22 protein-coding genes and 1 pseudogene are annotated in these 24,585 nt (G+C 50.4%); 14 read left to right on the top strand and 9 right to left on the bottom strand.

Features of this window, described 5'->3' with window-relative positions:
- The first annotated feature begins 8 nt into the window (after positions 1 to 8).
- Positions 9 to 1,724, top strand: a complete 1,716-nt coding sequence (locus tag DFER_RS09080; RefSeq protein ID WP_015811332.1) for an endo-alpha-N-acetylgalactosaminidase family protein — start codon at positions 9 to 11, stop codon at positions 1,722 to 1,724.
- Positions 1,725 to 1,773: 49 nt separating this feature from the next.
- Here DFER_RS09080 and DFER_RS09075 read toward each other — a convergent pair whose 3' ends face one another.
- The gene (locus DFER_RS09075; RefSeq protein ID WP_015811331.1) at positions 1,774 to 2,760 is read right to left on the bottom strand and encodes a nucleoside hydrolase; all 987 of its coding nucleotides are present in this window, start codon (positions 2,758 to 2,760) and stop codon (positions 1,774 to 1,776) included.
- Positions 2,761 to 2,943: 183 nt separating this feature from the next.
- Between DFER_RS09075 and DFER_RS09070 the strand changes: the two genes are divergently transcribed.
- The gene (locus tag DFER_RS09070) at positions 2,944 to 3,396 is read left to right on the top strand and encodes a ferritin-like domain-containing protein (RefSeq protein WP_015811330.1); all 453 of its coding nucleotides are present in this window, start codon (positions 2,944 to 2,946) and stop codon (positions 3,394 to 3,396) included.
- A 46-nt stretch (positions 3,397 to 3,442) separates the two neighbouring features.
- Here DFER_RS09070 and DFER_RS09065 read toward each other — a convergent pair whose 3' ends face one another.
- The 3 genes from DFER_RS09065 to DFER_RS09055 are packed head-to-tail and all read right to left on the bottom strand — an operon-like array spanning position 3,443 to position 6,332.
- Positions 3,443 to 3,904: a DUF7868 domain-containing protein gene (locus tag DFER_RS09065; RefSeq protein ID WP_015811329.1), complete on the bottom strand. Its 462-nt coding sequence runs from the start codon at positions 3,902 to 3,904 to the stop codon at positions 3,443 to 3,445.
- A gap of 16 nt (positions 3,905 to 3,920) precedes the next feature.
- On the bottom strand, positions 3,921 to 4,715 hold the full coding sequence (locus DFER_RS29145; RefSeq protein ID WP_015811328.1) for a DUF2182 domain-containing protein: 795 nt from the start codon (positions 4,713 to 4,715) through the stop codon (positions 3,921 to 3,923).
- 12 nt (positions 4,716 to 4,727) lie between these two features.
- On the bottom strand, positions 4,728 to 6,332 hold the full coding sequence (locus DFER_RS09055) for a tyrosinase family protein (RefSeq protein WP_015811327.1): 1,605 nt from the start codon (positions 6,330 to 6,332) through the stop codon (positions 4,728 to 4,730).
- A gap of 257 nt (positions 6,333 to 6,589) precedes the next feature.
- On the opposite strand from DFER_RS09055, the gene DFER_RS09050 reads away from it, so the two are divergent.
- From DFER_RS09050 to DFER_RS09040, 3 genes are all read left to right on the top strand, one after another.
- Complete coding sequence (locus tag DFER_RS09050; RefSeq protein ID WP_015811326.1) at positions 6,590 to 8,605, top strand: BCCT family transporter; 2,016 nt, start codon at positions 6,590 to 6,592, stop codon at positions 8,603 to 8,605.
- 4 nt (positions 8,606 to 8,609) lie between these two features.
- On the top strand, positions 8,610 to 9,458 hold the full coding sequence (locus tag DFER_RS09045) for a helix-turn-helix domain-containing protein (protein WP_015811325.1): 849 nt from the start codon (positions 8,610 to 8,612) through the stop codon (positions 9,456 to 9,458).
- Between the two features lie 101 nt (positions 9,459 to 9,559).
- A complete protein-coding gene (locus DFER_RS09040; RefSeq protein ID WP_015811324.1) occupies positions 9,560 to 10,351 on the top strand; it encodes a glucose 1-dehydrogenase in 792 nt (263 codons plus the stop codon).
- A 294-nt stretch (positions 10,352 to 10,645) separates the two neighbouring features.
- Here DFER_RS09040 and DFER_RS09035 read toward each other — a convergent pair whose 3' ends face one another.
- Positions 10,646 to 11,986 carry a serine hydrolase domain-containing protein gene (locus tag DFER_RS09035; protein WP_015811323.1) on the bottom strand — a complete coding sequence of 447 codons (1,341 nt, stop codon included), beginning with the start codon at positions 11,984 to 11,986 and terminating at the stop codon, positions 10,646 to 10,648.
- 256 nt (positions 11,987 to 12,242) lie between these two features.
- On the opposite strand from DFER_RS09035, the gene DFER_RS09030 reads away from it, so the two are divergent.
- Together DFER_RS09030 and DFER_RS09025 are read left to right on the top strand one after the other, a co-directional pair.
- A complete protein-coding gene (locus DFER_RS09030; RefSeq protein ID WP_015811321.1) occupies positions 12,243 to 12,821 on the top strand; it encodes a flavodoxin family protein in 579 nt (192 codons plus the stop codon).
- Positions 12,822 to 12,898: 77 nt separating this feature from the next.
- On the top strand, positions 12,899 to 13,837 hold the full coding sequence (locus DFER_RS09025) for an NAD(P)-dependent alcohol dehydrogenase (protein ID WP_015811320.1): 939 nt from the start codon (positions 12,899 to 12,901) through the stop codon (positions 13,835 to 13,837).
- 352 nt (positions 13,838 to 14,189) lie between these two features.
- Here DFER_RS09025 and DFER_RS09020 read toward each other — a convergent pair whose 3' ends face one another.
- Positions 14,190 to 14,582 (bottom strand): response regulator, encoded by a 393-nt coding sequence (locus tag DFER_RS09020; protein WP_015811319.1) that lies wholly within the window; start codon positions 14,580 to 14,582, stop codon positions 14,190 to 14,192.
- A gap of 284 nt (positions 14,583 to 14,866) precedes the next feature.
- Between DFER_RS09020 and DFER_RS30340 the strand changes: the two genes are divergently transcribed.
- From DFER_RS30340 to DFER_RS09005, 3 genes and pseudogenes are all read left to right on the top strand, one after another.
- Positions 14,867 to 15,259: a TonB-dependent receptor gene (locus DFER_RS30340; protein ID WP_041734870.1), complete on the top strand. Its 393-nt coding sequence runs from the start codon at positions 14,867 to 14,869 to the stop codon at positions 15,257 to 15,259.
- A 74-nt stretch (positions 15,260 to 15,333) separates the two neighbouring features.
- Positions 15,334 to 16,203: a TonB-dependent receptor domain-containing protein gene (locus DFER_RS29545; protein ID WP_222837321.1), complete on the top strand. Its 870-nt coding sequence runs from the start codon at positions 15,334 to 15,336 to the stop codon at positions 16,201 to 16,203.
- A gap of 42 nt (positions 16,204 to 16,245) precedes the next feature.
- Positions 16,246 to 16,718: pseudogene (locus DFER_RS09005) on the top strand (DUF4625 domain-containing protein).
- Between the two features lie 132 nt (positions 16,719 to 16,850).
- Here the strand turns inward: DFER_RS09005 and DFER_RS09000 are convergent.
- Both DFER_RS09000 and DFER_RS08995 read right to left on the bottom strand, forming a co-directional pair.
- Positions 16,851 to 17,681, bottom strand: a complete 831-nt coding sequence (locus DFER_RS09000) for an MOSC domain-containing protein (protein WP_015811318.1) — start codon at positions 17,679 to 17,681, stop codon at positions 16,851 to 16,853.
- The gene (locus DFER_RS08995) at positions 17,675 to 19,423 is read right to left on the bottom strand and encodes an FAD/NAD(P)-binding protein (RefSeq protein ID WP_015811317.1); all 1,749 of its coding nucleotides are present in this window, start codon (positions 19,421 to 19,423) and stop codon (positions 17,675 to 17,677) included. Before DFER_RS08995 ends, DFER_RS09000 begins: the two co-directional genes overlap by 7 nt.
- Before the next feature lie 296 nt (positions 19,424 to 19,719).
- Here DFER_RS08995 and DFER_RS08990 point away from each other — a divergent pair, with 296 nt between their 5' ends.
- The 4 genes from DFER_RS08990 (at position 19,720) to DFER_RS08975 (ending at position 23,490) form a co-directional block, all read left to right on the top strand.
- The gene (locus DFER_RS08990; protein WP_015811316.1) at positions 19,720 to 20,667 is read left to right on the top strand and encodes a fasciclin domain-containing protein; all 948 of its coding nucleotides are present in this window, start codon (positions 19,720 to 19,722) and stop codon (positions 20,665 to 20,667) included.
- A 189-nt stretch (positions 20,668 to 20,856) separates the two neighbouring features.
- Positions 20,857 to 21,666 carry a hypothetical protein gene (locus tag DFER_RS08985; RefSeq protein WP_143828702.1) on the top strand — a complete coding sequence of 270 codons (810 nt, stop codon included), beginning with the start codon at positions 20,857 to 20,859 and terminating at the stop codon, positions 21,664 to 21,666.
- Positions 21,667 to 21,719: 53 nt separating this feature from the next.
- Complete coding sequence (locus tag DFER_RS08980) at positions 21,720 to 22,316, top strand: RNA polymerase sigma factor (protein WP_015811314.1); 597 nt, start codon at positions 21,720 to 21,722, stop codon at positions 22,314 to 22,316.
- Positions 22,288 to 23,490, top strand: a complete 1,203-nt coding sequence (locus DFER_RS08975; RefSeq protein WP_015811313.1) for a hypothetical protein — start codon at positions 22,288 to 22,290, stop codon at positions 23,488 to 23,490. The genes DFER_RS08980 and DFER_RS08975 overlap by 29 nt, the downstream gene beginning before the upstream one ends.
- Before the next feature lie 91 nt (positions 23,491 to 23,581).
- On the opposite strand, the gene DFER_RS08970 is transcribed toward DFER_RS08975, so the two are convergent.
- Positions 23,582 to 24,424: a hypothetical protein gene (locus DFER_RS08970; protein ID WP_015811312.1), complete on the bottom strand. Its 843-nt coding sequence runs from the start codon at positions 24,422 to 24,424 to the stop codon at positions 23,582 to 23,584.
- Positions 24,425 to 24,585: the final 161 nt, after the last annotated feature.

Raw genomic sequence — 24,585 nt, 5'->3', positions numbered from 1 at the left:
TCAACACAATGAAGTATCATCTGCTACCGGTTTTGCTGGTCCTGTTTGCATTCCGGCTGAATGCACAGGCGCCCAAACCGGCGTACCAATATATCAGAATAGAAGCCGACAAACCGGTGCTAAACCCGGTGCTGCATCCCGATGAAAAAGCCACCTTGCGCGTGACAGGTGTCCTGCGCGACGGACGGGCTGTGCCGCTGAAAATCGGCGACGTGCATTTCAATGCCAAAAACAGGATCACCAGCGGCAATGCGCCAGTGGTGACGCTGACAGGCAACCAGGTGACGGGCCGGGAAGGGGGCATTGCCACCATTACCGCATTGTATTCGACGGGCAGCCAAACATTGACGGCCACAACAGATATCACCGTGAGGCCCTACTACCGTGATTACCATCAGGCACTCGTCATGAAATTGATGATGGGCATGGAAGGCGAACCGGTGGAGCGACTTCGAAAAGAACCGTTGTTTGCCAGGCAGCACGACGTGATCTGCACGTTCGAGCAGGCGCTTGAAGTGATCCGTAAAACAGATAATCTCACAAATGGCATTCCGAAAATACTCTACCTCGTAGGCTGGCAAAAAGGCGGGCACGACCACCAGTATCCGGCCTGGGACGAGGTGAACCCGCGCCTCAAACGCGCGCAGGACGCCACGGCGCTCGAAAGTCTCCGCTGGCTGATCCGCGAAGGACGGAAATACAACACGACTGTGAGCCTGCATATCAATATGGTGGACGCCTACCGCCACAGCCCGCTCTGGGACGAGTATGTGAAGCGCGACATCATCGCGAAGGACAAAAATGGAAAGCTGCTCGTGGCCGGGATGCAGATCCAGGGCGACAGCATGTACCACGTAAGCTATACGCGTGAATGGGACCAGGGCCTGGGTCAGAAACGAATTGACGCGCTCATCGAAATGGTGCCCGAGCTGAAAGAGGGTAAAACGATCCATGTCGACGTGTTCGTTGCCAAAGGTGAGCACGAGGAAACGATCAGTCCGTGGCATGCGAAAAAGGAAAACGGCGGTATCGACATTTATAAAGAAGTGGAAACCCAGCGCAAGATCTTCAAATACTGGCGGGCGAAAGGCTTCGATGTGACGGGGGAAGGGATTTTCTGGGCGCATCCACCGGGCGAAGGTTTCACGGGCCTGCAACCAATGTCGTGGTGGTACCCTGATGACGCCGCCTACCAGCTCGAAACGCCCGAAATGCTTTCCGCCCGTGGCCGCACCAGCCGGAAAGACGATGGAGATTTCCGTTTTGGGTCGAGTATGCAGGGAGAAGAAATTTTTCTGAAAGACAAAGATAACCTGCCCGGTTTCATGGCCCAGTTTTGCCGCACGACGCTGCCCTGGTACTATCTGAGCCGGCTCAGCCGCGTGGGTATGGCAGGCGACACCTTGTTTTATTCGGAAGGTGTGCGGGCAGGAGTGGAGAACGGCCACCGCGTGATCCGAAAGGGGGCGTTCATTTTGCGGGATAACGACGACTTTTTTGTGCCGGCATTGTGGCAGGGCAAGCAAATCATGGCATACAGCGAGCACGGCTACGATAAACGCCGCTGGCTGCTGCCGGCGGAATGGAAGGGCACTTCCCGTGCAGCTATTTACGAGATCGGGATAGATGGCAGAAAGCTGCTGGAAAAAGGCAAAGTGCTGACTGGCAATGCCATTGAACTGTCTCTTCGGCCAGGTACAGCAGTGATGATTTTGCCCGAATAATAAAAAGTCGGTCAAAAAGAGCATTGTCTATTGCCTCCTTTGCCGGTCGTTAAGGATTGCGCGTACCAAGCATCAGCATATTGATTCGCTCGCGGATGGTGGCGACAGACGATCTGATGCTTAAATAGCCGTGCAGGCCGTTGGGTAGCGAAATCCATTGGTTGCTTCCATCGGGGGCAACTTTGCATTGGCCGTCTTTCCTTAGATCAAAGTAGGGATCAGTTCCTTCAATCGCTTCCAAAACGGAGAGCTGGTCCCAGCTTGCACGTCCTGCAAAGCCATTGTAGAGATCGTACGCGTGGTAAGTAGGGCTATTCGGATTGGATTGTGATTTAAATGCCGGGCCGCCGGTAACGATCTGGTTACCTGCTTCCCAGCCGGCGAAAGTTACGGGCAGTTCCCATTTGGCAAGGCAAATAATGGTTGAAGCGGGGTCTGGCCTGTAAAAGTTGGCTTCTTTTCCCGCAGGGAACTGGCCTCCCATGCAGGACCATCGCTTCACTTTTCTTTTCACAAGGTCGGCGCCGTTCAACGGGCTGATCGTATCCGGGCCTGACGTCATCAGCCGGGCAAGACTTGTCAGGTGCCCGATGGTGATAATAACCACGCTGGTGTCAGGCTGTGCGGCCAGCAATTTCCGGTATAGCGCCGTCCCGTCTTCCGCATCGGCATTGGTTGTAAACCGGGTGGGGAAGCGCTCTGAGATTTGCCTGGTGTATCTGGAAAATGTTCGCAGCGAGTCTTTCTGGCTGACGCCGATCGGAATATCCTTACGGCCAAACCATCTGTTGATGGCATCTGTACAGCCGGCACTGTATTTCTCATCGCTTGTTACTATGATGCCCAGGATGCGGGCCATATTACGCTTTTCATACGCATGGAGCATGGCAAGCGCGCCCACGTCGTCCACATCGGAGTCCATGTCCGTGTCGAGAATGACAGAAACGGGAGGTGCCGCCGGCTTTTGGGCACATGCGTGGCTTTCGAGAATCAGGATTCCGGTGAGAATCAGGCAAAGATTTTTAACCCAAAACATTGGAAGCGTTTTAATGGCCGAACGGTCAGTTGTGGTAATCTATATGAGAAAGCACGCCGGTATTCAGATATAACACCACATTGTCCCAAACCGTGAATAAAAAAGACAGGCTGATGGTTTCTTAATTCCGCATTCCTGGCACGATCTTGGCATAGCAGTCAATCACAACAAACCAGAAACGATATGTCAACCAACGAAAACGCAAGCCTGATCGGCGATCTGATCGAGATCAATAATGACCGCGTCGCCGGCTTTGAGAAAGTGATTGAGGATATTAAAGATGAAAATGTAGACTTGAAAGCGATTTTTGCAGAGTATGCCCAGCAAAGCCGCAAAAATGTACAGGAGCTTTCAGCCATCGCCGGGACCGCCCCGCACCTTGAAGAAGATAAGAGTGTAAGCGGGACATTACACCGCGTGTGGATCGATGTGAAGTCCCTGTTCGGTGGAAGCGACCGCGCCAGCATTCTCTCGGAAGCCGAAAGAGGTGAGGACGCCATCAAAAAGGCCTACCAGGATGCCGTGAACAGAAGCGGGCTTTCGCTGGAAGCACAGGAAATCATCAGAGGCCAGGCACAGGGCATCTACGCCGCACACGACCGGATTAAAGCACTACGCGACGCGGCGAAAGCATAATTAAACAGCCAAAGCACGGAGCTGTTCTCCTGAGGGCAGCTCCGTGCTAATGTTCCAGAAATATACGAATGCTCTCAATTACAATGTCCGTCGTCTCTGGCAATACCCGCTCGGGCTGGATATGGACGCGCATCTGATGAAACGGGCCAGTTGCCGACAGGTTATTGATAATGGAAGTAATGTCGAGAAATGATGTGAGGCCCTCGGCGCTACTGGCTCTGCGCAGCCCGAACAGGCTGATGCTATCGGCCAGATGTTCCACCTGCCATTCCGCCAGTTCGGTAGTATGGACATACACTTTCAGAATGGTGGCGTCCCGGGTTCCGCGGATATTTTCAAGTGCCAGGTAAATGCGGCCGGTCCTCCCAATGAGCGTGTCTGCATACGATTGCGCCAACTTATCAATGCCTTCCCGGGTGAGCGGAATGTCTGCATCGGCGCCAGCTCCCCAGACTTCCAGTGGCTCTGTACGCAATGCAATCGTTTCACGATTTTGGGCGGAGTACATGGCTTTGCGATTTGGATCAGGCACCAGTCGTTGATCCGGCGTGGGTTTTGGGTATCCGGTTCATCAAGTATCCTGAAATGGTACTAAAACCGCGCCATTGCCAGGCCGGTGTTTTGGGTGGGTCGAGCCGCTCGCAAAACACAAGGATGCTCACCGCCGCCATTCCCAGCGAATGCCCTTCCGGCAGCAGCATTGCAAAAAGCATCAGCGCCCAGCAGGAAGAAAGGCACCAGCTTCCATGCACCACCCCAAAAACCAACGTATCTGCATCCGCCTTTTTGCCGAATGCATGCAATGGCATGTGCTTGTGGCAGCGGTTCAGCGCCCGTTGTTTAATGGGCGAGGCCTGCCAAAGCAATGCGAACATGCCCACCACGATCGCCGGTATGTATGATCCCGGCCATATCGCCCTGGAAGCCAGCATGGTGGCCAGAAAAGGCAGGCCAGCCAGCATCCACATTCCCAAATATCCTGCTGTAAACAGCGCCGTCGCCCGGAGACGCCTGCTGGCGAAGCTGCTCATCCGTACGTGCACGAGCGGGTGTATCAGCGTGGGCGTCATCATGGCCAGCAGCATAAGCGCCCAATCCCCGAGCAGGGGACCAGGCGCATTTTCTGTCAGTGCCACTTCCGCGATCAGGGTCAGTGGGGCGTCCGCTCCGAGAGCCATTTGCAGCTGACTCGGGCAATCGCCGCCGCAGCACCAGGACGATGAGGAGGCGGGCTTATTGAAAATCATGGCCCAGGCAATCAGGCTGACGCCCATCACCACATTCCTCACCTGCCTGTATTCCCTGTCGTTGTAAATCATGCGTGTATTGGGTTAAAACGCTTCGCGGTAAATGCTTACACGGCCGATGGTTACCTCCGTACCGTCGGGGAGGGGTTTGTCGGGCACGATGGCCACTTTCACAGCGTCCGCATTGAGCGCGTTGTTGAGATGCAGCTCATCGATGAACGGCGTGATGTCGAGGATAAAGGAAAGTCCTTCCCCGCCATGCTGGCCGTCCGAAACGGTTGCGCGCCGCAAGCCGAAAAGCGCAACATGGCCAACGAGATAACTGCCGCCGCTTTCGGGCGTGCTTACCGAAATGCCGAGAATGGTGGCGTCATAAATCCCGCTCACGTTTTCGAGGCGAAGGTAGGCTTTATCGGGCAGTGCGCTGACGGAGGCTTTCAGCAGGCTTACTTCCGCGGCCTTGCGCGTGCTGGCGTCCAGTGCAACAGTGATTTCGATGGGCGTTTTGCTGAGTTTCAGAGCGGTTGGACTTGCACCCAGCAGTTCGGTTTTCCTTGGTGCTGTGCTCGCCGCTGCTTCCAGGCTGGCATTGGAGGCTTCCGGTGACGCTCCCAGGGTTTCAAGGCGTTTGGCAAGGGTAAGCGCCGGCTGTGTTTTGGGGGCCTGAGGTGCGTCTTCGATACCCAGGCTTTCGTAGCTGTAATCGAGGTTGGCGAGCGTGGACACGTCACCCGGCGTGTAGTTCCAGGGTTTGCCGGAGGCGGTAGGCATCGCAAACTGGCGCGAAGGGCCATTCGTCCAGCTGGACACCGTCGGATTGCTGTTGCCCTGGTCATTCCAGGCCTCCCACATGCGGTCGATATTGCAGTGGTGGAGATAGAAAATCGGGTCTAATGCGGCTGTGCCGGGGTCGCCCATAATGCCGTAGATCGCATCGGAAGGGCCTGGCTGGCCGCCTACATAGCCATGTACCAGATCGTGCGGGTTGCTTTCAAAGTTACCGTGCGGAGAACCGTTGTGGGCAAATGTGGTTTGCGGTCCGCCAAAGCCGGGCGGGCGTGTTACCGCGTCGCTGCCTGTGAAAAGGTCGTTTTTCATGGCCTTTGCATTGATCGGGCCGGTTGGGTATTTGGGCGGGCAGGGTACGTAAATGTTGCCGTCGCCATCCGGGCCGTAGCGCATCGTCACGAAAAGGGCATTAGGCGTTCCTTCGGGCAGTGTTTCGGCTGCAAATGCCGGTGGCATCTGGCTTTGGCTACCACCCTGGCCTCCGAAATAGTTCCAGTAGGGGAGCGCCCAGGTGTCTGGTCCGCCGGCTGCTACAATGTCCGCGCGCAGCTGGGTTTCCAGCGACATCAGGTAGCCGCGGTGCCACGGGAAGAAATACCAGCTTCCGTGTTGGCACTGGTTCCAGTACAGGTCCATGGTGGCGGAGTCGGGCAGGGGAGTGGTGGGTACCTGTGGTGTGCCCTGGATGAAGCTCCACCCCGGGAAGGCGGCCGGCCGGGGATACCACGGGGTATTGGGATTGGCATACTCGCCGTGGATGGCGGCATAAAACCACCAGCTGGCAGAATCGGCAATGGGACGGGCCATCATCGCCTCGACGCCCCTGGCGTACCAGTACAGGTCTTTGTTGTCGAAAGTACCGCCGTTGTTCCAGGCGTTGTTACGCACGTATTGAGCCATAATTTTTGTATTATAGTTGAAGGATATAGGTAATGCGGGCAATGGGATTTGACTGGCAATTATTGACAGGGCCTAAAAGTAGAAACGAAGGCTATCGAAGCAAAGCCAGTTACTAATTAGTTTGACAATAGTTATAGAATTAATTCTATATTGTTTTCTGGCACAACCCGCTCGTGCCCGAATGGCATACCAGGCAGCTATCGTTTTAGTTTTATACTTTTGGACTGCGGGCTTTTTGTCACACTAAAACGCACCCCATGAAAAACAGCTATTTCCTTCCTCGCACGACCTTCAAGAAGGGCATCACCGTTCCCAGCCTGTTGTTTATCCTGGCAGTCACTTTTCTGGCCAGTTTTTTTCCACAAGTCACGGGTACGCTGCTGGCGCAAATGAAGGATTGGATATTTGTCAATTTAAATTGGGCTTATGTCTGGTCGGTCACCATTTTCGTGTTTTTCCTGCTGGCGCTGGTTTTCAGTAAATTCGGTTCGATTACGTTGGGCGATAACGACGCCGTGCCCGAGTATTCTTTCTTTTCTTGGATTTCGATGCTGTTTGCGGCTGGAATGGGCATCGGTTTGATGTATTTCAGCGTATCCGAACCGTTATCGCATTTTTCTGATCCAACCTTCGGGCAGATGGACCAGATTGCCCGTTCCAAAAACGCGCAGCTGTATACCTTTTTTCACTGGGGCATTCACGCCTGGGCGATTTACGGGGTGGTGGGACTCTCGCTGGCCTATTTTACTTACCGCTATAAGCTGCCCCTGTCGCTGAGAAGTTGCTTTTACCCGATTTTGAAAGACCGGCTCAACGGCACCGCGGGCGACGCGATCGACACTTTTGCACTATGCAGTACTTTCTTCGGTATCACCACCACGCTGGGCTTTGGCGTGGTGCAGCTCAGTGCCGGACTGGTGGAAGTAGGGCTTATCGAGAGTTCTGGGTTTTCATCACAAATCGTGATTGTGCTTGTAATCATGGCTATTTCGATTTTTTCGGCCACCACCGGCGTGAGCAAGGGCGTCAAGTTTCTGAGCCAGTTGAACATCACCGGTGCGGTCCTGTTGATGCTGTTTGTACTCACGTTCGGGCCAACCGTTTTTCTGATGGGCACGCTCTCCGAAGGCATAGGCGATTACCTGAACCAGTTTTTAAGCTTAACATTCAATACCCATGCCTACGAGCCCGAACGGCAGCCATGGTACTTTCAATGGACAATCTTATACTGGGCATGGTGGATCTCCTGGGCGCCGTACGTAGGGCTGTTTATTGCCGGGATCTCCCGCGGCAGGACTATCCGGGAGTTTATCTGCGCGGTATTGATCCTTCCTACCGCATTCAACTTCCTGTGGATGACAGTCTTCGGGAATTCTGCGATCTGGTTTGACCAGCACGAGGCCGCCGGGCAGCTCAGCAGTCTCACGGCCAATGCCGACGAGCTGCTGTTCCGTTTTCTGGATTATTTGCCCGCTCCCGGACTTAGCAGCAGTTTTTCCATCTTCATCATATTTGTATTTTTTGTGACATCGGCCGACTCCGGGATATTTGTGATCAACAGCATTGCCTCCCACAATGCCGAAAAGTCACCCAAATGGCAGCTCGTCTGCTGGGGGGCGCTGCTTGCGTTGCTTGCGCTGGTGCTGTTGAATGCCGGCGGCTTGCAATCCTTGCAGACGATGACGCTGATCACCGCATTGCCTTTTTCGGTGGTGATGATCCTTTTTTGTTACTGTCTGGTACGGGCGCTGGTGGTCGATAGCTACTATTATAACACAGACTTTTCACCGGCAACCAGCTATTGGTCAGGTGAGTTGTGGAAAGAGCGGCTGCACAGAATCGTGTCGGTGAAAACGTCCGAAAACGTGGAAGAATACATAGGCACCACGGTACGCGGCGCATTGGCGGAACTGGCGGCAGAGTTTAACAGCAAAGGGATCACCGCGGGCATCGACTTCCGGGCCAACCCGACAGATGTATCGCTCACGATCCGGCACAAGCAAATCGAGGACTTTGTCTACGGCGTTCGCAATGAGAGCCGTCTGGTTTCCAGCGTATTGGTGAAAGAGGTTAATGTTCCAAACGTCAGGAAAGATCAGGCCAACATACCCATGAGCTACTTCGGCGACAACCGAATCGGCTATAATGTCGCGTATTTCACCGAAAAGGAAATCATTGCCGATGTACTGAAACAATACGAGCGGTTTCTGGAATTGTCCTCAGATGTCAGAAATGAAATATTTACAGATATCGCTTCCAAACGCAGGAATTGAGAAGATGGATTCCAAACGCAACGCCATACCGCTACACGTTCTACCCCAGGGGCAGTTTATGGCTTCGGACCAGGTGGTTGCGTTTGGCGAACACCGGCCGAGCCACCGCATTAATTTTTATGCGCTGGTGTGGTTTAGTGAAGATATGGGCGTCCAGTATATCGATTTTGAACCTTATCCCATTCAAAAGAACCTGGTATACCTGATCTCCAAAAACCAGGTGCATTCCATTCCATCGGCCCAGCTCCCAAAAGCGAGGGTGATCGTCTTTTCCGAAGAATTCTTTCACCGCATTGAAGAAATGCAGCTCCGGCAGCTATTCCTGCCATTTGAAAACAAGGGAATACCGATTCCGCCGGAAATGACCGCGCCGCTGGAAGCTTTATTTTCGCTCATATTGCTGGAATATGCAGGCATTGCGGAAATTACGGTGCTGCTGGAATACACAACCGTTTTTCTGCATCACCTACACCGTTTCGGCACGCACAAACTCCGCGCGGCAGTGGGCGACGACCTGCGCATTGTCAGGTTGTTTCAATTGATGGAAGAAAATTTCAAAGAAAACAGATCCGCGTCCTATTATGCCGGGCAAATCGGGCTGACACCGAAAAGAGTAAATGAAATTTTGCGTGCGAAAGCGGGCATTACCATGAGTCAGCTGCTCAGCCAGCTTGTGCTGATAGAAAGTAAAAGAGAACTGTTTTACGGGGAATTTTCAATTAAAGAAATTGCCTATAACCTGGGTTTTGCCGACCAGTCCTACTTCGCCCGTTTTTTCAAAAAGCAAACCGGTTTGACGCCGGAGAAGTTCAAATACAATGTTCATCAGCAAGCTCCCTACGCCCGTTCGTAAATGAAAGATGTTCAAATAGTGCTAATGTTCGGCCGGATAATGCGGCTGTTTGAGGCCCTGTTTTCTGATCTTTACATTATTACATTTTAATCACAAATGACATGAAAAGGCTAGAAAATAAAGTAATCGTTATCACGGGCGCTGCAATGGGGCTGGGTTTTGCCACCGCTCTCGAAGCTGCCCGGAACGGCGCAGCATTGTCCATTATAGACTATAACGCAGAATCACTGGAAAAGGCGAAAGCCGAGATCCAATCCAGGTACCCGGATATTAACGTGCTTGCGTCCGTCGCTGACGTTTCAGACGAAACTGCGGTCAAGAAGTACGTGGACGATACAGTTGCCGAGTTCGGCAGGATAGACGGCTTTTACAACAACGCCGGCATTGAAGGCAGACAGGCGCCCATGGTCGAATATGATCTGGATGTCTTCAAAAAAGTGGTCGATATTAATTTGATGGGTGTTTACTATGGGTTGAAATACATTATTCCGGTTATGCAAAAACAGGAATATGGCCGGATTGTCAACGTCGCTTCTGTGGGCGGGATTCGTGGTGTGATGAATCAGACGCCATATGTGGCTACCAAACACGCTGTTTCGGGGATAACAAAAAACGCCGCATTGGAATACGGCCGTTACGGAATCCTGACCAACGCCATTGCCCCCGGTGCGATTCTCACGCCAATGGTGGCAGAGGCTTTCAGACAGGTGAATCCGGCAGATCCCAAACAGGCGGAAGATCATTACGCACAATCCAACCCGACAAAGCGTCTCGGCTTGCCCGAGGAAGTCGGCAAACTGGTGGTGTTTTTGCTGAGTGAAGATTGCAGCTATGTCAGCGGACAAGTCATCGCGATCGACGGCGGACAATCGAATTCGTACGGAAATGTTTAATTGAAAATCCAGAAAAAGTAAGGCCGCTCCAAAGCAATTTAGGCGGCCTTTTTTAATGTGGCTGGCATAGCCGGGTAACTAATCAGCGCGCCGGTTCGATGCATGCATAAAAACACCCCTTAGAATTTTCCAAGGGGTGTCGGCATTAGCTCAACGTTCACGCACCTAAGCGCGAATGCATTTTTTTGGAAAAAATAATGCTATTGCGGTTCAATCGATTGTAGAAATAATTCACTTTTCGTGTAATCCAAATACCACAGGGCAGGCTTGGGGCGAATCACGTCGACTTAGATTTCATTTCGGGTTGTCTTTCGGGCAAACAATCTTACGGTCCCCAATCGTGAATGACAATGCCGTTACCTTGCCAATGCTATCCCTGGCGAATGTCACAGACAGCTGCTCGCGACCATCGTCCAGCAGAAACTGGTCTTTCTGTTGTGCGTACAATTCTTGTTTTCTGCTGGTAGTTGCCATTAGGGAGTGGTTCTCCACAGTCACCTTGATGAATTCGCCGGGCCGGAGCGAATAATCTCCTACATATTCTTTCATTACCTCGGGAGTCAGTTGCAGCTTGTTTTGCGCGGGAAATTGGTATGGCTGGCCATAGATAATGGCAAGAATTTTTCGGGTAATGATGTGCAGGTCAACATCTTCGATATTACTGAGCATGGCGATGCAGATATCGTCAGCCGGTACCCTGGCCAACTCTGACTTGAACCCCCAGATGTCGCCACTGTGCCATACTACCGTTGCCTGCGCAACGGAATCGATGATCCATCCGTAGCCGTAATTGCTTTTAACAGGCGTGTATGCACGTTCGAGAAGTGCTTTGCCGACGATTTTACCGCTTTGCAAGCCCTGGTGCCATTTAAACAGGTCGTCCACAGTTGAATAGATCGCTCCGGCAGCTGCGGGCTTGAAATACTCGATCAGCGTGGCCGGCCGGACGGTATCGCTTGTGGGGAATTCCCAGTAACCCGTCGCTTTGTCCTTGCCAGATAAGCCGGTAAAGTCAAAGCCACTATGCTCCATTTGCAGCGGCTGGAACAGATGGGATTTTATTGCATCATAGTAGCTCGTTCCTGTGACTTTTTGGATAATATATCCCAGCAGAATGTAGCCGGAGTTGCTATACCGAAAGTCCGACCCGGGCGCAAAGTCAAGACTTCTGTCTGTTAAGGTCGCAATAAACTGTTCTTCATCCGAGCCTTTGTAGGTTTTATGCTTTGTGAGGGAATCGTTATCTGAAATACCCGATGTATGCGAAAGCAGCTGCTCGATGGTGATGCTGTCACTTTTTGGAATTTGGGGATAGAACATTGCTATCCGGTCCGTCAATGCCAGTTTATCCGTTTCAACCAATTTCAGTACGAGTGTAGCGGTGAACGATTTGGTGAGCGAAGCGATTTGATAAACAGTTTTGGCATCATTAAGCGTTTTATTCTGAGAATTTTTGTAGCTATATCCCTTGCGGAGTAAGATTTCCCCCCGCTGCGCAATGAGAATGCTGCCATTGAATTTCCTCAAAGCTGCATAAGTATCCACGAGATTTTCTATCTGCTTATTTACGGTCTGAGCTTGGCACAGCATCGCTGAACACAACAGCGACATCAGCACGATATACTTATAAAGCATTTAGTTTTGGTTTAAGATTTCCGGACATACTGGTTTGCAGTGTTTACAGATCAGGGATTAAATTTCACAGTCATATGATAACTTCTGTTCCATTGTAAAACCATCTCTATATCAGTGGTTTATAAATGAATCGCTTCGCCAATGCCGTACGGAATCGAACGCTTTGTGTGTACCCGCACAAGTGGAAAGATGATTTGCGGGAAAAGATCCTGGAACATGATTTGCCAATAGGCGGCAAACCAACTCTGCGCCATCAATGAAAACCACGATCCTGCTGGGCACCCTTAAAAAAGAGGGGCTTTCCAATACCGAAACGTTGTCCGAGTTTTTCGCATCGATAATCCGTAAGCACGGCTCAGAATGCGAGATCGTCAAATTAGTAGACCGGAACATCCTGCCTGGTACCTATACAGATATGGGCCCGGGCGATGACTGGCCGGCAGTGCTTAGCAAGATCACCAGCTCAGACATCATCATCTTCGCCACCCCGATCTGGTGGGGAAACCATTGCTCGCAAATACAGCAAATCATTGAGCGCCTTGATCAGATCCATGACGATATCCTGGCGGGCAAGGGCTCGGCGCTCGATGGCAAAGCAGGCGGCATCCTGATTACCGGCGACTCGGATGGTGTGCAGCATATTACGGGCAATATCACCAATTTCTTTGGCGCGATCGGTATCAAGTCGCCGCCTTATGCTGCGCTATCCGTCATCTCGGACCAACATCAAAAGCAGGCGCGGCCTACCAGGGAACAGCTCATGGAAGAGTATGAAAAACAGTATACCGAAACGGCGGAAAAAATGGCGAAGCAACTAATCGGCTCAGTCATGTGAAGTCGCCATCCGTTCCGGCACGGGAGCATCAAGGCACACTTTTCATACCAACGTCTATTTCATTTATCCAGGACATTATGAAAGCTGCAATAGTCACTGAATATGGTAATCCGGAAAATTTCAGGATTACCCAACTTCCCACACCTGATTTGGAAGAGGGTCAAATTCTTGTCCAAAACAAGGCTTCATCCGTTAATCCCGTCGACACGCTGGTGCGACAGGGAAAGACCAGGCTGATTACAGGCCTGTTCGGGCAGCACGTACTTGGCGCTGATTTTGCCGGTATTGTGATTAAATCCAACAATCCGTCATTCAAAGTCGGTTTGGAGGTTTTTGGAATGCTCAATGCGGTCAAAGGCGGCGCTTATGCCGAAATGCTGGTCGCCGAAGAGCAGAACCTGGCGCAGAAGCCTTCCAATATTTCATTTGCAGAGGCAGCATCCCTTCCGCTTGTAGGGCTAACCGCATGGCAGGGGCTGATGGCGGATGGGAAGCTACAATCCGGATGGAATGTACTGATCACCGGCTGCACAGGTGGGGTAGGCTCGGTCGCGGTCCAGATTGCGAAGCATTTTGGCAACACTGTCACCGGAACATGCAGCGCCGGGAACGCGGACTTTGCCCGGGAAATCGGGGTTGATCATGTGATTATCTACGATCAGGAGCAGGTGCCGGCTAACGGCCAGTTTGATCTGATCTTCGATGCGAGCGGCCATTTCACGATATCGGACCTGAAAGGAAGTCTCACAGAAGAAGGTCTTTTTGTAACAACCAAAGCGGGTGCTGACAGCCTGGGCGGAGCGATAGAGGCGGCAGTCGATGTTACCTTTCAGAAACGCATGAAACTGGTGAAAGTTGAGCCGGATAGCGCCCAGCTTTATCAGATTGCGCAACTGGTGGAATCCGGTGCGATAAAACCCTATGTGTCGCGGACTTTCCAATTGGAAGATCTAGGGCAAGCGCACATCCTGGTGGAACAAGGCGGATTCACTGGAAAAATAGCGATCGAAATTTAATGACCGCTAATCCGCCCGGTCGGGGTTTTGTGGCACGATTTTAAAACCAGTCCCAGAAAGAAAAACAAAACTTCATCTCAAACATAAAAGTTATGAACGCCAAATCACACTCAAATTCAGATAACATATATGTCAGCTCAAATCCTTTTGCCCCCAAAGTAAATAGGGGCGCAGCTGACGCAGCCGGTGGCCGAAAAGAAGGGAAACGGCCCAGGATTTCAAAACCGGTGTATTCAGTACGGTTCAGCTAATTTTTCTGGAACAAAGCATCCATCAATGCAATGGCTGCTCCTTTCATGGAAGCAGCCATTGCTTTTTCGATATGCTCCTGGTTCTGGAAATGCTTGCAGGGCTAATGCATTTTAACCACCTGCTGGATCTGATTTGCAAGCTCCGGTATGGAACTCGTCTTTGGTATCACTTTGTCCACACCCGAATTTGAAAGTTTTTCCCGCAAATTGTCAGGGATCGATGAAGAGAAAACGACCATAAACGGATGATCGAACTGGCGCAGCTGCTGCAATTGCGCCAGGCATTGCTCACCATCCACTCGTGGCAGTTTCAGGTCAATGAAAATCCATGAGGGAGTTGTCGCCTGAGGTTGGGAAAAGTGGGCAATGGCAGATTCACAATCAGTAAAGTACAGGCAGTCGATTGGCTCATCTAAATCTTCGACAGCCATTTTAAAAATTTCCTGATCGTCCGTATCGTCGTCGATCACTACCAAAAGCGTGTTGTTACCCATTCGTTTAAAATAGTCGGTTCGATAAGTTACTCGCGATTAAAAATCTGTGCCGGGAGCTCGGAGTAGTACGGACAGGCCGCCTTACCGCTGTGCCTGAGGATCTGCCGGGCAATCACCCCGCAATAGGCGTGTACATAATTTGCGTATATGTAATACCGTAAGTTGGCAGACTCACTCCAATCAAAATATTATATGCAACAATGTTGCATTATTAATTAACCCAAGCTTTATTTGCAACATTGTTTCATTTAGGTCTGCATGACCTGGCCGAAGATTGTTGTCGAATGCAAAAAGCTTTATTGTACATATTGCTCCTTCAAATACCGCTATTAGCCGGAAAGAGGGTTTTTGCGCAGACTGCAATCGAGCCGGACTCGGCCGGTAGGCGTGAGTTGCAGTTGGAAACAGTCACCGTGCACGATCATTACCAGCAAAAGCGCCAGCAGGAAGTTTCGCTCAATATCGACATTGTAAATGCGGAATACATTCGCCGGAACCTGGGAGGGAGCCTGATGCAGTCGCTGGAAAAACTGCCGGGCATCAAAACGATCGGCATTGGCTCGGGAGGCTCCAAGCCTTTGATACGCGGATTGGGGTTTAATCAGGTCGTTGTTGTTGAAAACGGCGTGCGGCATGAGGGGGCAACAGTGGGGCGCAGACCATGCCTTGGAAATTGATCAGTTTGCAGCCGGCAGGGTAGAGGTGATCAAAGGCCCGGCGGCGGATCGCGAAGGAGCTGGCGGCGAACGGGGTGAACTACCACTATTTCAGGTATGAAAAGGGCGACCCCGGATTGTCACCGGAAAAGTCCTACCAGCTGGATCTGGGTTTGGGCTTAGAGGAGGACCTAACGGTGCAGATCAGTCCGTTTTTTAATTATTTCCCCAACTACATTTACCTAAACCCAACTTCGGGCCACGACTATTTTTATGGAGCTGGAAACCAGGTTTTTAACTACGCGCAGAGCCGCGTGATGCGCTACGGCTCGGAGCTGCAAGCCGAATATCATTTCCTTAAATATTGGCGGGCAGGCGTCGCTGGCGAATACCTGTACAGCAAACAGCTCTCCGGCCTGAAACGTGGTTACGGGTTACCTTTCGCGCCGCCGGCTTCTGCACTGGCCAGTCTGACTTACGAACCTTCCTGGAATGGACTGGTCAGCGGGGCTTATTTCACGATCGACTGTCGTTTTGCCGCCAGCCAAAACCGCATTGTGCCGCCCGAACGGCCTACGCCAGTGCAAGCCAATATTTCTTTTGTGAAAGGCGATGGCAAATTGTATCTGCTGCTCATTAAAAAGTCGGCAAACTACAATCCCCGGACCATTGAAGAAGTGGATTTAAATAAAGCGATTGTGTATGATGTCCATGAACATAAAAATGAGCAAAGCATTTTTGATTTTGGCAATGCGGAATTCGATATGGAAACATTTACGGTAATCCGGGCAATTCCCGACCTGATTATAGGCTCCGAAAAGGATAACAATGCACCGGGCAAAAATGTGATCAACGGAGCGAAAGCCTGGGAAAGCGGAGAATTCAATATGGTTGTGATTTACCAGAATACAACCCACAATAAGACCATCCATAAGTCAATTCCATTTACGATTGATTATAACTAAAAACCGCACGGAGCCAGAAGTACGGCTCCTGTTTTTAATGCTATGAGAAGAATTAAGCTATTGCCGGTATTTGCCATTATTGTTTTGCTGTCCGGCAGCTGCGACAAGGACGAGCCGGTTATAGATACTGAATATCCGGTTACCGATGTGAATGCGGACGGTACTTTTCCAGTGCAATGCAGCGTGCTCAAAAGAGGCGAGAAGCTTGCGTTCCAGGCCACCTTCACAGATAATATACAGCTCGGTTCATACAGCCTGGATATTCACCACAATTTCGATCACCATACGCATAGTACAGAGGTGAATGACTGTAATTCAGACCCTGTAAAAAAGCCGGTGAAGCCGTTCCTTTTTATCAAAACTACGACATACCTGAAAATCAGAAAATGCATGTAGCAAACCAGCAAATCGATGTTCCTGCTGACATTGACCCCGGCGATTACCATTTTATGATCAGGCTAACAGATAAGGAAGGCTGGCAAACGATACGCGGCATTAGCATAAAGATTAATTAGGGCGCATGAAGAGCTCTATCAGTTTATGGTCAATAAGTTGAAGTTTTTAAAGTATTACCCAAAACGAATAATGAAATGATAAAATGAATATCATTCATAGTTTTCCTGTTTGGTTTTGCATAAAAGTAAGTATCAATGCATTAAAATCTGATCCATTTCGCGGACGATCCCTTCGCGGATCGCGATCAGGTTTTGTCCGAAAGTAATGTTATTACCCTGCCGGCGATAGGTTGAAAGCGTTTTTAATGGCTGGCGGCCTTTTTTAGCGGAACCGGGTTCGATGTTCACCATCACGCAGCGCTCGCAGGGGGAAATGGATGCAAATGCGGCGTCGCCCATTGTGAATGTACCGAGCAGGTCGTCGCCGTAAGGCGCCAGGCCGGCGATGACGAAGTTGGCACGAAAGCGTTGTATCGTGACCTCTTCGTCCAACCGTGCATTCAGGTCGTCAACAGACGACTGACCAATCAGGTGGTAGGGAAAGTCGTCGGCAAAGCTCAATGCGCCGGACGGATGCCGGGGTACGTCGTAGGTCCTGGTTGAAATATCGGGATGCATGGCAACGAGTTTCACTTCCTGGCCGAGCCTTTCGCTCAGCCATTGGTTGGCGATCTGGCTCGGGCAATGCGCATAGACACGGTCGTTCCAGACTTTCACTTGCATTTGCGGCCCCATCCGGGTTGAAAACGGCACGATGACTTTGTCGCCCATTTCATGGATGGATGCCATTTCCAAGCCGTTCGCCGTCACTGAGGCGCGCAGCGGCGCCATGCCGGGAATGTCGCGCTGTGTAAGGGCATGGCCCCCGGCGTCGGTTACCATCCATTGCCGGTCATGCTGCAACCCCGAACATCCCGCGTGCGCCACCGGCACCCGGGTTCCGGCCAGGGATTTTACGGGGTAAATCCATATTTGGGACAAATACGCTGTTTGCAAGGTCTTGTCGTTTGGGTTGGTCAGCATTCCGCGTGCAGCGGCGGGTGGCGGGCGTCGAACACCTGGCCCAGCTTCTCCACGATGCACCGCGAGGCCTGTTCGCAGAAATCGAGGCCCGAATAATCGGGATTGTAGCCGCCGATGTACGGTACGGCCATAATGTAAATGCGTTCGTTAGGGATGCCGTATTCGTTCACAATCTGGAAATGGTCGGTGATCGTGATGCCCGAAACTTTCAGAAAATGGTCGCCGTTATCGTTGCTGATTATAAACTTGTTCCCCTCTTTAATCAGCTTTTCGGCCTCTTCTTTTGATTTGAACCGCAGTACGGCCTGGCTCACCGATTTCCTGCGGAGCAACCCCGGAAACGGCAGATCTTCCATCGATAAATGCGGCTGTCCCGAACAGTCCACATAGGTTTGGTAGTGTTTCGCATGCTTCTTGCCGCCCTGTTCGTCGGTATAATGGTAGCGTATGCCGCCTTCTTTCAGCGGCTCCACGCGGCTTTCCTGCCCAACGGAAATGATGTCCAGCCGGCCCGCATCGTGAAGGGCAAACAGCTCGTCGCAGGACGACTGCGGCACAAATGCGATCACGATCGAAACCAGCGGCATAAGCACGTTTTTCAGCCGGAGCATGTCCTCTGCTGAAAGGTATTTGGCAGGATAATTCATCGTAAAGCTGAGCTCCGCCAGCATTTCTTTCCAGAAAATCGACTTGCGCCGGTCGATCGACTCGGCCGCCTCTTCATATTCCTCACGGAACAATTTGAAAGGCGGCTTATCCTCGCGCATGGACATCACGAGCTCCACAAAAGATTCAACATTCAGATCCTTGATCCGCTTATACAATGCCGGATCGCTTTTTTGAAAACGCCTTTTGAAATTATGGTCAAAAACGAAGTCGAGCGATAGGAAGCCGCCGTTTTCGCGCTTGTTATCCTCGATTTCGGCGTCGGTCAGCAGCGAATCCTGCGAAAGTTCCGACTGGCGCAAATGGAACCGGATTGCTGGCAGCAGTCCGTTCCGGGAATGCATCATGATCTTGAACTTTTCGCTTCCCTCCGCCACGATGAACCGCAGCTTGTCACCTTCCCATTCGAAGGTGCCGTTGTTCCGCGCCAGCGTGCGGATGGCATCAATGGCCGTGAGCGAAGAGCCTTTGACAGCTACCGCGTGGTTTACTTTTAGCGCGAGCTTGGCAGGCGGGTAGGGCGACAAAAAGTAGCCTTTCCGGCTGCTTTCGCCAGCTTTCGGCCAGCGGTGCCCCGAGCAAACGACGGCATAGTCAAAGGCCATCTTCTTGCCCGAATGCAATGTGAGCTCCACCTTTCCATCCTCGTGGCAGTCGGTTAGATCCGTGATCTCCGTGTTGAGGTGTACTTTAACGGTCTTGCCATTGGAACCGGCCTTTTCTACCAGCTGCTTAAACTGATCTGTCAGGTATTTACCCAAAAGCAACCGCGGCACCACATGGTATTGCGAAAAGTTGTCGCGGTCGATGGCGAACTGTTCGGGCAAGCGGCCGGCCATTTCATCAAGCCAGCGGGCGAGCGGCACTACCAGCGGCGGTATCTCGTTGCCGGATACATTGGTAATGTGTTCGTTCGTAGCCCCTTGCGGGCTGTAAGGCATGCCTGCCCCAACGATGCCTGTCTTTTCAAAAATTTCAATAACCAGCTCCTTTTCCAGGGTAAGCAGGTGTTTCAACAAATACAGGCAGCTCGGCCCGGCGCCTATGAGGGCAATTTTCTCCGTGTTTTTGTGCATATGTGGTCACATATCCTCCCATTTGCGGGATTAATCATATTGCTATAAAAGCTTGTGCCAGTCCCACCTGTCCCCATCTCACAGAGAATCGCGGCGGCGTTCGGTGCCGGCCAGTGTGCCTGGTAAAAAGTTTGCGCAGCGGGTTAGTGATTGCTTCGTGAGTGTTGGTCTCAAAAAAAACTGGTGGTTTTCGGCGATGCATGCAACCGCCTTTTTCTTTGACCTGTCTCAGTGCATAAGGCTGGATAAAATAGCTGAATGCATTGATCAACACAGTTCAAAAAAAACTAACACTCATGAAAAAAGTACCTCACAAACAATTACTAAAAACCTGCTTGTTCGCCGCCCTTGTGGCCTTTTCGCTATCTGCCTGTAACGATGACGACGATGATGACGCTCCGATAGATCCTGTTGTCAAAACGATCCCTGCCGTCGCCGCGGCCGATCCGCAATTTTCTACGCTGGTAGCCGCGCTCACGAAGGCGGAGCTGGCGGGCACCCTGCAAGGCACCGGCCCGTATACCGTTTTTGCACCGAATAATGCGGCATTTACGAAGGCAGGCGTCACGAGTCTGGATGGTTTGTCCAAAGATGCGCTCACGCCGATTCTTACTTCGCACGTGCTCAACGGGACCGTGAAAGCCGCAGATGTGAAGAGCGGGACAGCGAAAACTTTAAATGCAAACAATGACATTTACCTGTCCAAAAATGCGGATGGTGTATTCATCAACGGGAAGATCAAAGTGGTGAGTACCGATGTGGCCGCGGACAATGGAGTGATTCATGTCATCGACAATGTGATCATGCCTCCAAGCAAAACGCTGGTGCAGGTGGCACAGGGCGATACAACTTTCTCCGAGCTCGTTTCCCTGGTGTTGGCAGCCGACCCGGCCGTGGCAACCTCCCTGGGTTCAGCCGCAAGCGGACTGACCGTTTTCGCGCCGACCAACGCAGCATTCCGGGAAGTATACAAAACAACTCCCAAAGCTGCCCTGATCGCCAACAAGACGCTGCTCACCAATGTTTTGCTATATCACGTGATCCCAAGCCGCGTATTTTCCACCGACCTGCCCAATGTAACCGGCCCGGTAACGACAGCGAATACCAGCGGGACATTGACATTTAATTTGTCCGGCGGTGCCAAAGTGGTAGGAAAATCGAGTGGTGCTTCTAACATTACAGCTACCAATATCCTTGCAACCAATGGTGTGGTGCATGTAATCGATAAAGTTTTAATGACTTAATATCCCTTTTTCTCCTTCTCATCTTTTGTCCAGGTAACACATCCTCCTATGAAAGTCCTTCTTTATTCGCTTTGTGCTGCGGCTGCGCTGAGTAGCTGTAACGCCGTTACAGACCCCGCGCCTGCCGATCCGCTGCTCCCCTCCGGCATGATGCAGGTCGTGGAATCGATATACGAAAGTCCTCAGAATGTGGTTTTTACGGAAATTTTGACTGGTAAAATCTGGAATGCGGAGCTGGAATCGCGTGCTGTGAAATATAACCTGATTTTAAGCCCCAAAAATGTAAAAGTCGCATACCGGCTTGCCGCAACAGACGTGCCGGATAGTTTGAAAAACCTCATTGCTGAAAGCGGCCTGACAGGAGGCACTTTCGCGGATTGGAAGGAGGAAACATATAACACAATTCCCGATACCAGTTTCAATTATATCCACAGGTATTTGGCTGACTATACCTGGAAAGGCCAGCCGTATCTGTTGAAATGGTCGTCTGCGGTACGCGGACAGCGGATCGGGTATGACATTTCGATGTTGCCTGGCATTTCTAATTTTACAACGCTTGAATCAGGCGACCTGCCTGATGCGATACCGCAATACTTACAGCGAAAGGGACTTCAATTCTCCTGGGCAAATGTTTTAACAGACGCCCGGGATTCAAAACTATATCAGGTTTATATACGTGTAGACCGGGCGTACTATCCGCTCTTTTTTAATGGGGATGGTCAGCTAATAGCCGGCTCCGATCAACCACTCTGGATTAATGATACGCGCGATTATCCGGAAAACATCACAGCATTTATTAGTAAGGCTAATGTGAATAACGACTTTGGTTTCCAAGGGAAAATTGACAGGTTAGTTGCAAATGAAATGGACGGTATCAAGAGTTACCATTTGACGGTGAATGAAGTAAATGAAATGCCGGAAAAGTTACAAAGCTGGATTATTGTTTTCGATGCAAATGCGAAACCTTTATTCCGCAATTATGTATCTACGGTGTTTTGAGTGACAATTTTAAAATAATCCTATCTGTCGGCCTGGATTGAATGTGAAACCGAATGAAATTATTTAAATGGCGTGGATACGCTTCTCTTACCCAATTGGTCGAAGGATGTCAGCGGGAAGAGCGGCGGGCACAAAATGTTTTTTACGAACGATATAAAAACAGCCTCAAAGGGGTTTGTGTCAGATATGCCAGAACAGATGCTGAGGCCGACGATATTTTGCAGGAATCATTTATCCGGATTTTCAAAAATATTCAAAATATCAAACAGCCGGAGTCCGTCGATAGATGGGTTAAGTCGGTGGTCATCAGGACGGCTATTAACTATTATCATCAGACAACAAAAAGGGAACTACTGCATTCGTCTATCGAAAATTCAGAGAATTTAATTGGTATCGATGAATCATTCCGGGTCATTGAGCAGCTGGACTTCGAGCTTTTGCTGGGGGTTATCAAGAGCCTGCCGGATGGCTATCGCACCGTTATCAATTTGTATCTGATCGACGGATACACACACGCGGAAATTGCAAATATTTTGTCCATTGCAGAAGGGACGTCCAAATCACAGCTGCAACGCGGCCGCACCTTACTAATCAAGAAATTACAAGAATCAGGCATTGAATATGATGAATTCGCCGGAAGAAGAAGCTGATAAAGAACTTAGCAGGAAGTTACAGCAGAGATTTGAAGGTTTTAAAGCACCGGTAAATGACCGGGTACGTAAAAACGTTTTCGCCACTCTGGACGATTCGTCCAGGCTGATTTACTGGATTCCGAGAGCAGGCGGAATGCTTCTCCTGTTTGTATTTATTATTGGTTATATCATGTTTGATCGTAAGGGCGATCAGGGAATGTTGATGAAAAGCAAAAAGATATCCACCAATAAAATATCCCGGATAAATGCTGAGACAGCGTATATTCTCGGAAATGACTTAGGGAACTCAGAAAGTAATAAAGACAGCTTATTACAAAAAAGCAAAACGACATTCACCCTGAATCCTAAGAAAGAGAATTCCTCAAAAGTTCTAGCACAAATTGCCGGTGCCAATCCAGAAGTTGATTTGAAAGAAACGCCCGTATCAGAATACAAATCCGGGAAATCCTATTTTGATGAAACCGATTATGCAACCTTATCTTCCATTGACTCTATCCATTTGAATACTTCGTTTGCAAACCTAGCTATACCACTACTTCCCATTGCTTCCAATGAAATCAGGAAAAAGCCGGGAATTTTGCGGGGTGTCAAAGGTATTTTTTCTACTTCCGTTTTACAAACTTTCCAACTTGTTAATCTGAGCCAATCGACGACGGAGAAAATTCAAAACTTCCGGTTTGCTCCATTGTTGTCTTCCAGGTCGTTATCCTATAAAGTGACGGTAGGATTAGAAAAAAAACATTCACGGATCTTGCTAAACTACACCTATCTGAGGAGCTGGAATGAATATGAAATTGGTACCAATCAGGTGGTAGCTTCGAATATTGGCGGGCATCAGTACCAGATGCATCGAATTGGGAAAAAGCATGTGGAAGACGATCGCTCCCATTTGCTGGGAATCGGAATTCAGCAAAAAATCACGATGCCGAAACAAATTCTAAAAGGTTATAGTCTAAATGTCGGTGCGGAATATACATTGGTAATGCCTGATCGACAAAGTCTGGTTTGGGGAAATGTTGGTTTTTACAGGCAAATTTATCAATCGCCCGGCGTCCAGCTTGAAATCGGGCCTTACGGAGAATATAGCTTTATACAACGAGAAGTTGCGCGGCAAACCTGGAAATACAGACCTTACCAGGTTGGTATTTCACTTCAAGTTAAATTGAAATAACCATTAATGAACTGACATTTATCGGCCTGTCAAATAAAATGCCGTCCTGAATAATCCGGGACGGCATTTTATTTGAATCGAACCTTATTATTTACTTATCAAAAGTTTCATAATCGTAAGTGAGCACCGCCCCTTGCGTCACATTTTTTTTCGTGAGCGGCAGCCCTTGTTCATTATAAGTATATTCGGTTCGCTGGGGCTGACTTTGACTGGTTCGGGCGCTGACGATATTATTCCGGCTGCAATGAAGCACGGGATCATACATGTAGGTCCACTTGTAAAATGGATTGACTTTGTCGTCGTATTCATAGTGCAATGTGCTCACTGGCTGTCCATTTGCATCTGTGGTCTCTACTTTCACAACGTTCCCATTTTCGTAAGTATACCGGCTTAGCAAGGTGGTTTCGCTTCCCCAGATGACAGTTCCTTCCACAAATTCCTCATAAACAAGGCCCTCGCTGTTCAAACGATAAGTAACCTTATAATTTGGCTCGGTGGGGTAGGGCGATAAATTCCCCTCGGCATCCACCCGCAAAGCCGTTTCGACGATCGTACTGTCGGCGTACTGGTAGTTGGACTGCGAGCCTCTGAAATTGTTGTTATCAGGGGTTTCGCGCAGGTACCGGCTGGCAATCACACGCCCCTGCTCGTCGTAGGTGTACAGATAGGTCGTAACGCCGGCATAAGTCTGCGTGGGAATAGTGACCTTTTCAAGGTTGCGCCCCTGTGCGTAAGTGAAATAGGTATTGACAAACATAGGTCCAAGACCATTGTTGTTTCCGCTGACCAGCATTTGTTTAAGCCGGAGGTTCGTCGTGGCAATCCGGTCCGGGTTAGATGCCGGCCCTTCGGGCGAGAGCGTTTCATCTGCTTTCTGACAGCCCAAGACTGTCAGTAGCAGAAGGCAAGTCGTTAATCGGTGAGCAAACTTCATACGGAATTGATTTAATGTTAAAAAGAATACACTGAAGCGGCTATTTCAGCCAGCGGGGAGCGTTGAAATGTTTATCTCTGGCGCTCCCTCCACTGGCCAGATCACAACTGATCAGCCAATTAGCCGCTGGGTGTATTGACAGGATATTCCGTATTTTGGGT

The organism is Dyadobacter fermentans DSM 18053, assembly GCF_000023125.1.
GTDB lineage: Bacteria > Bacteroidota > Bacteroidia > Cytophagales > Spirosomataceae > Dyadobacter > Dyadobacter fermentans.
This window is presented reverse-complemented; position numbering and strand designations above follow the sequence as displayed.

Coding starts and splice junctions, on each gene's coding strand:
- DFER_RS09080 (WP_015811332.1), top strand. CDS start 9: ATGAAGTATCATCTGCTACCGGTTTTGCTGGTCCTGTTTGCATTCCGG.
- DFER_RS09075 (WP_015811331.1), bottom strand. CDS start 2,760: ATGTTTTGGGTTAAAAATCTTTGCCTGATTCTCACCGGAATCCTGATT.
- DFER_RS09070 (WP_015811330.1), top strand. CDS start 2,944: ATGTCAACCAACGAAAACGCAAGCCTGATCGGCGATCTGATCGAGATC.
- DFER_RS09065 (WP_015811329.1), bottom strand. CDS start 3,904: ATGTACTCCGCCCAAAATCGTGAAACGATTGCATTGCGTACAGAGCCA.
- DFER_RS29145 (WP_015811328.1), bottom strand. CDS start 4,715: ATGATTTACAACGACAGGGAATACAGGCAGGTGAGGAATGTGGTGATG.
- DFER_RS09055 (WP_015811327.1), bottom strand. CDS start 6,332: ATGGCTCAATACGTGCGTAACAACGCCTGGAACAACGGCGGTACTTTC.
- DFER_RS09050 (WP_015811326.1), top strand. CDS start 6,590: ATGAAAAACAGCTATTTCCTTCCTCGCACGACCTTCAAGAAGGGCATC.
- DFER_RS09045 (WP_015811325.1), top strand. CDS start 8,610: ATGGATTCCAAACGCAACGCCATACCGCTACACGTTCTACCCCAGGGG.
- DFER_RS09040 (WP_015811324.1), top strand. CDS start 9,560: ATGAAAAGGCTAGAAAATAAAGTAATCGTTATCACGGGCGCTGCAATG.
- DFER_RS09035 (WP_015811323.1), bottom strand. CDS start 11,986: ATGCTTTATAAGTATATCGTGCTGATGTCGCTGTTGTGTTCAGCGATG.
- DFER_RS09030 (WP_015811321.1), top strand. CDS start 12,243: ATGAAAACCACGATCCTGCTGGGCACCCTTAAAAAAGAGGGGCTTTCC.
- DFER_RS09025 (WP_015811320.1), top strand. CDS start 12,899: ATGAAAGCTGCAATAGTCACTGAATATGGTAATCCGGAAAATTTCAGG.
- DFER_RS09020 (WP_015811319.1), bottom strand. CDS start 14,582: ATGGGTAACAACACGCTTTTGGTAGTGATCGACGACGATACGGACGAT.
- DFER_RS30340 (WP_041734870.1), top strand. CDS start 14,867: ATGCAAAAAGCTTTATTGTACATATTGCTCCTTCAAATACCGCTATTA.
- DFER_RS09000 (WP_015811318.1), bottom strand. CDS start 17,681: ATGCTGACCAACCCAAACGACAAGACCTTGCAAACAGCGTATTTGTCC.
- DFER_RS08995 (WP_015811317.1), bottom strand. CDS start 19,423: ATGCACAAAAACACGGAGAAAATTGCCCTCATAGGCGCCGGGCCGAGC.
- DFER_RS08990 (WP_015811316.1), top strand. CDS start 19,720: ATGAAAAAAGTACCTCACAAACAATTACTAAAAACCTGCTTGTTCGCC.
- DFER_RS08980 (WP_015811314.1), top strand. CDS start 21,720: ATGAAATTATTTAAATGGCGTGGATACGCTTCTCTTACCCAATTGGTC.
- DFER_RS08975 (WP_015811313.1), top strand. CDS start 22,288: ATGATGAATTCGCCGGAAGAAGAAGCTGATAAAGAACTTAGCAGGAAG.
- DFER_RS08970 (WP_015811312.1), bottom strand. CDS start 24,424: ATGAAGTTTGCTCACCGATTAACGACTTGCCTTCTGCTACTGACAGTC.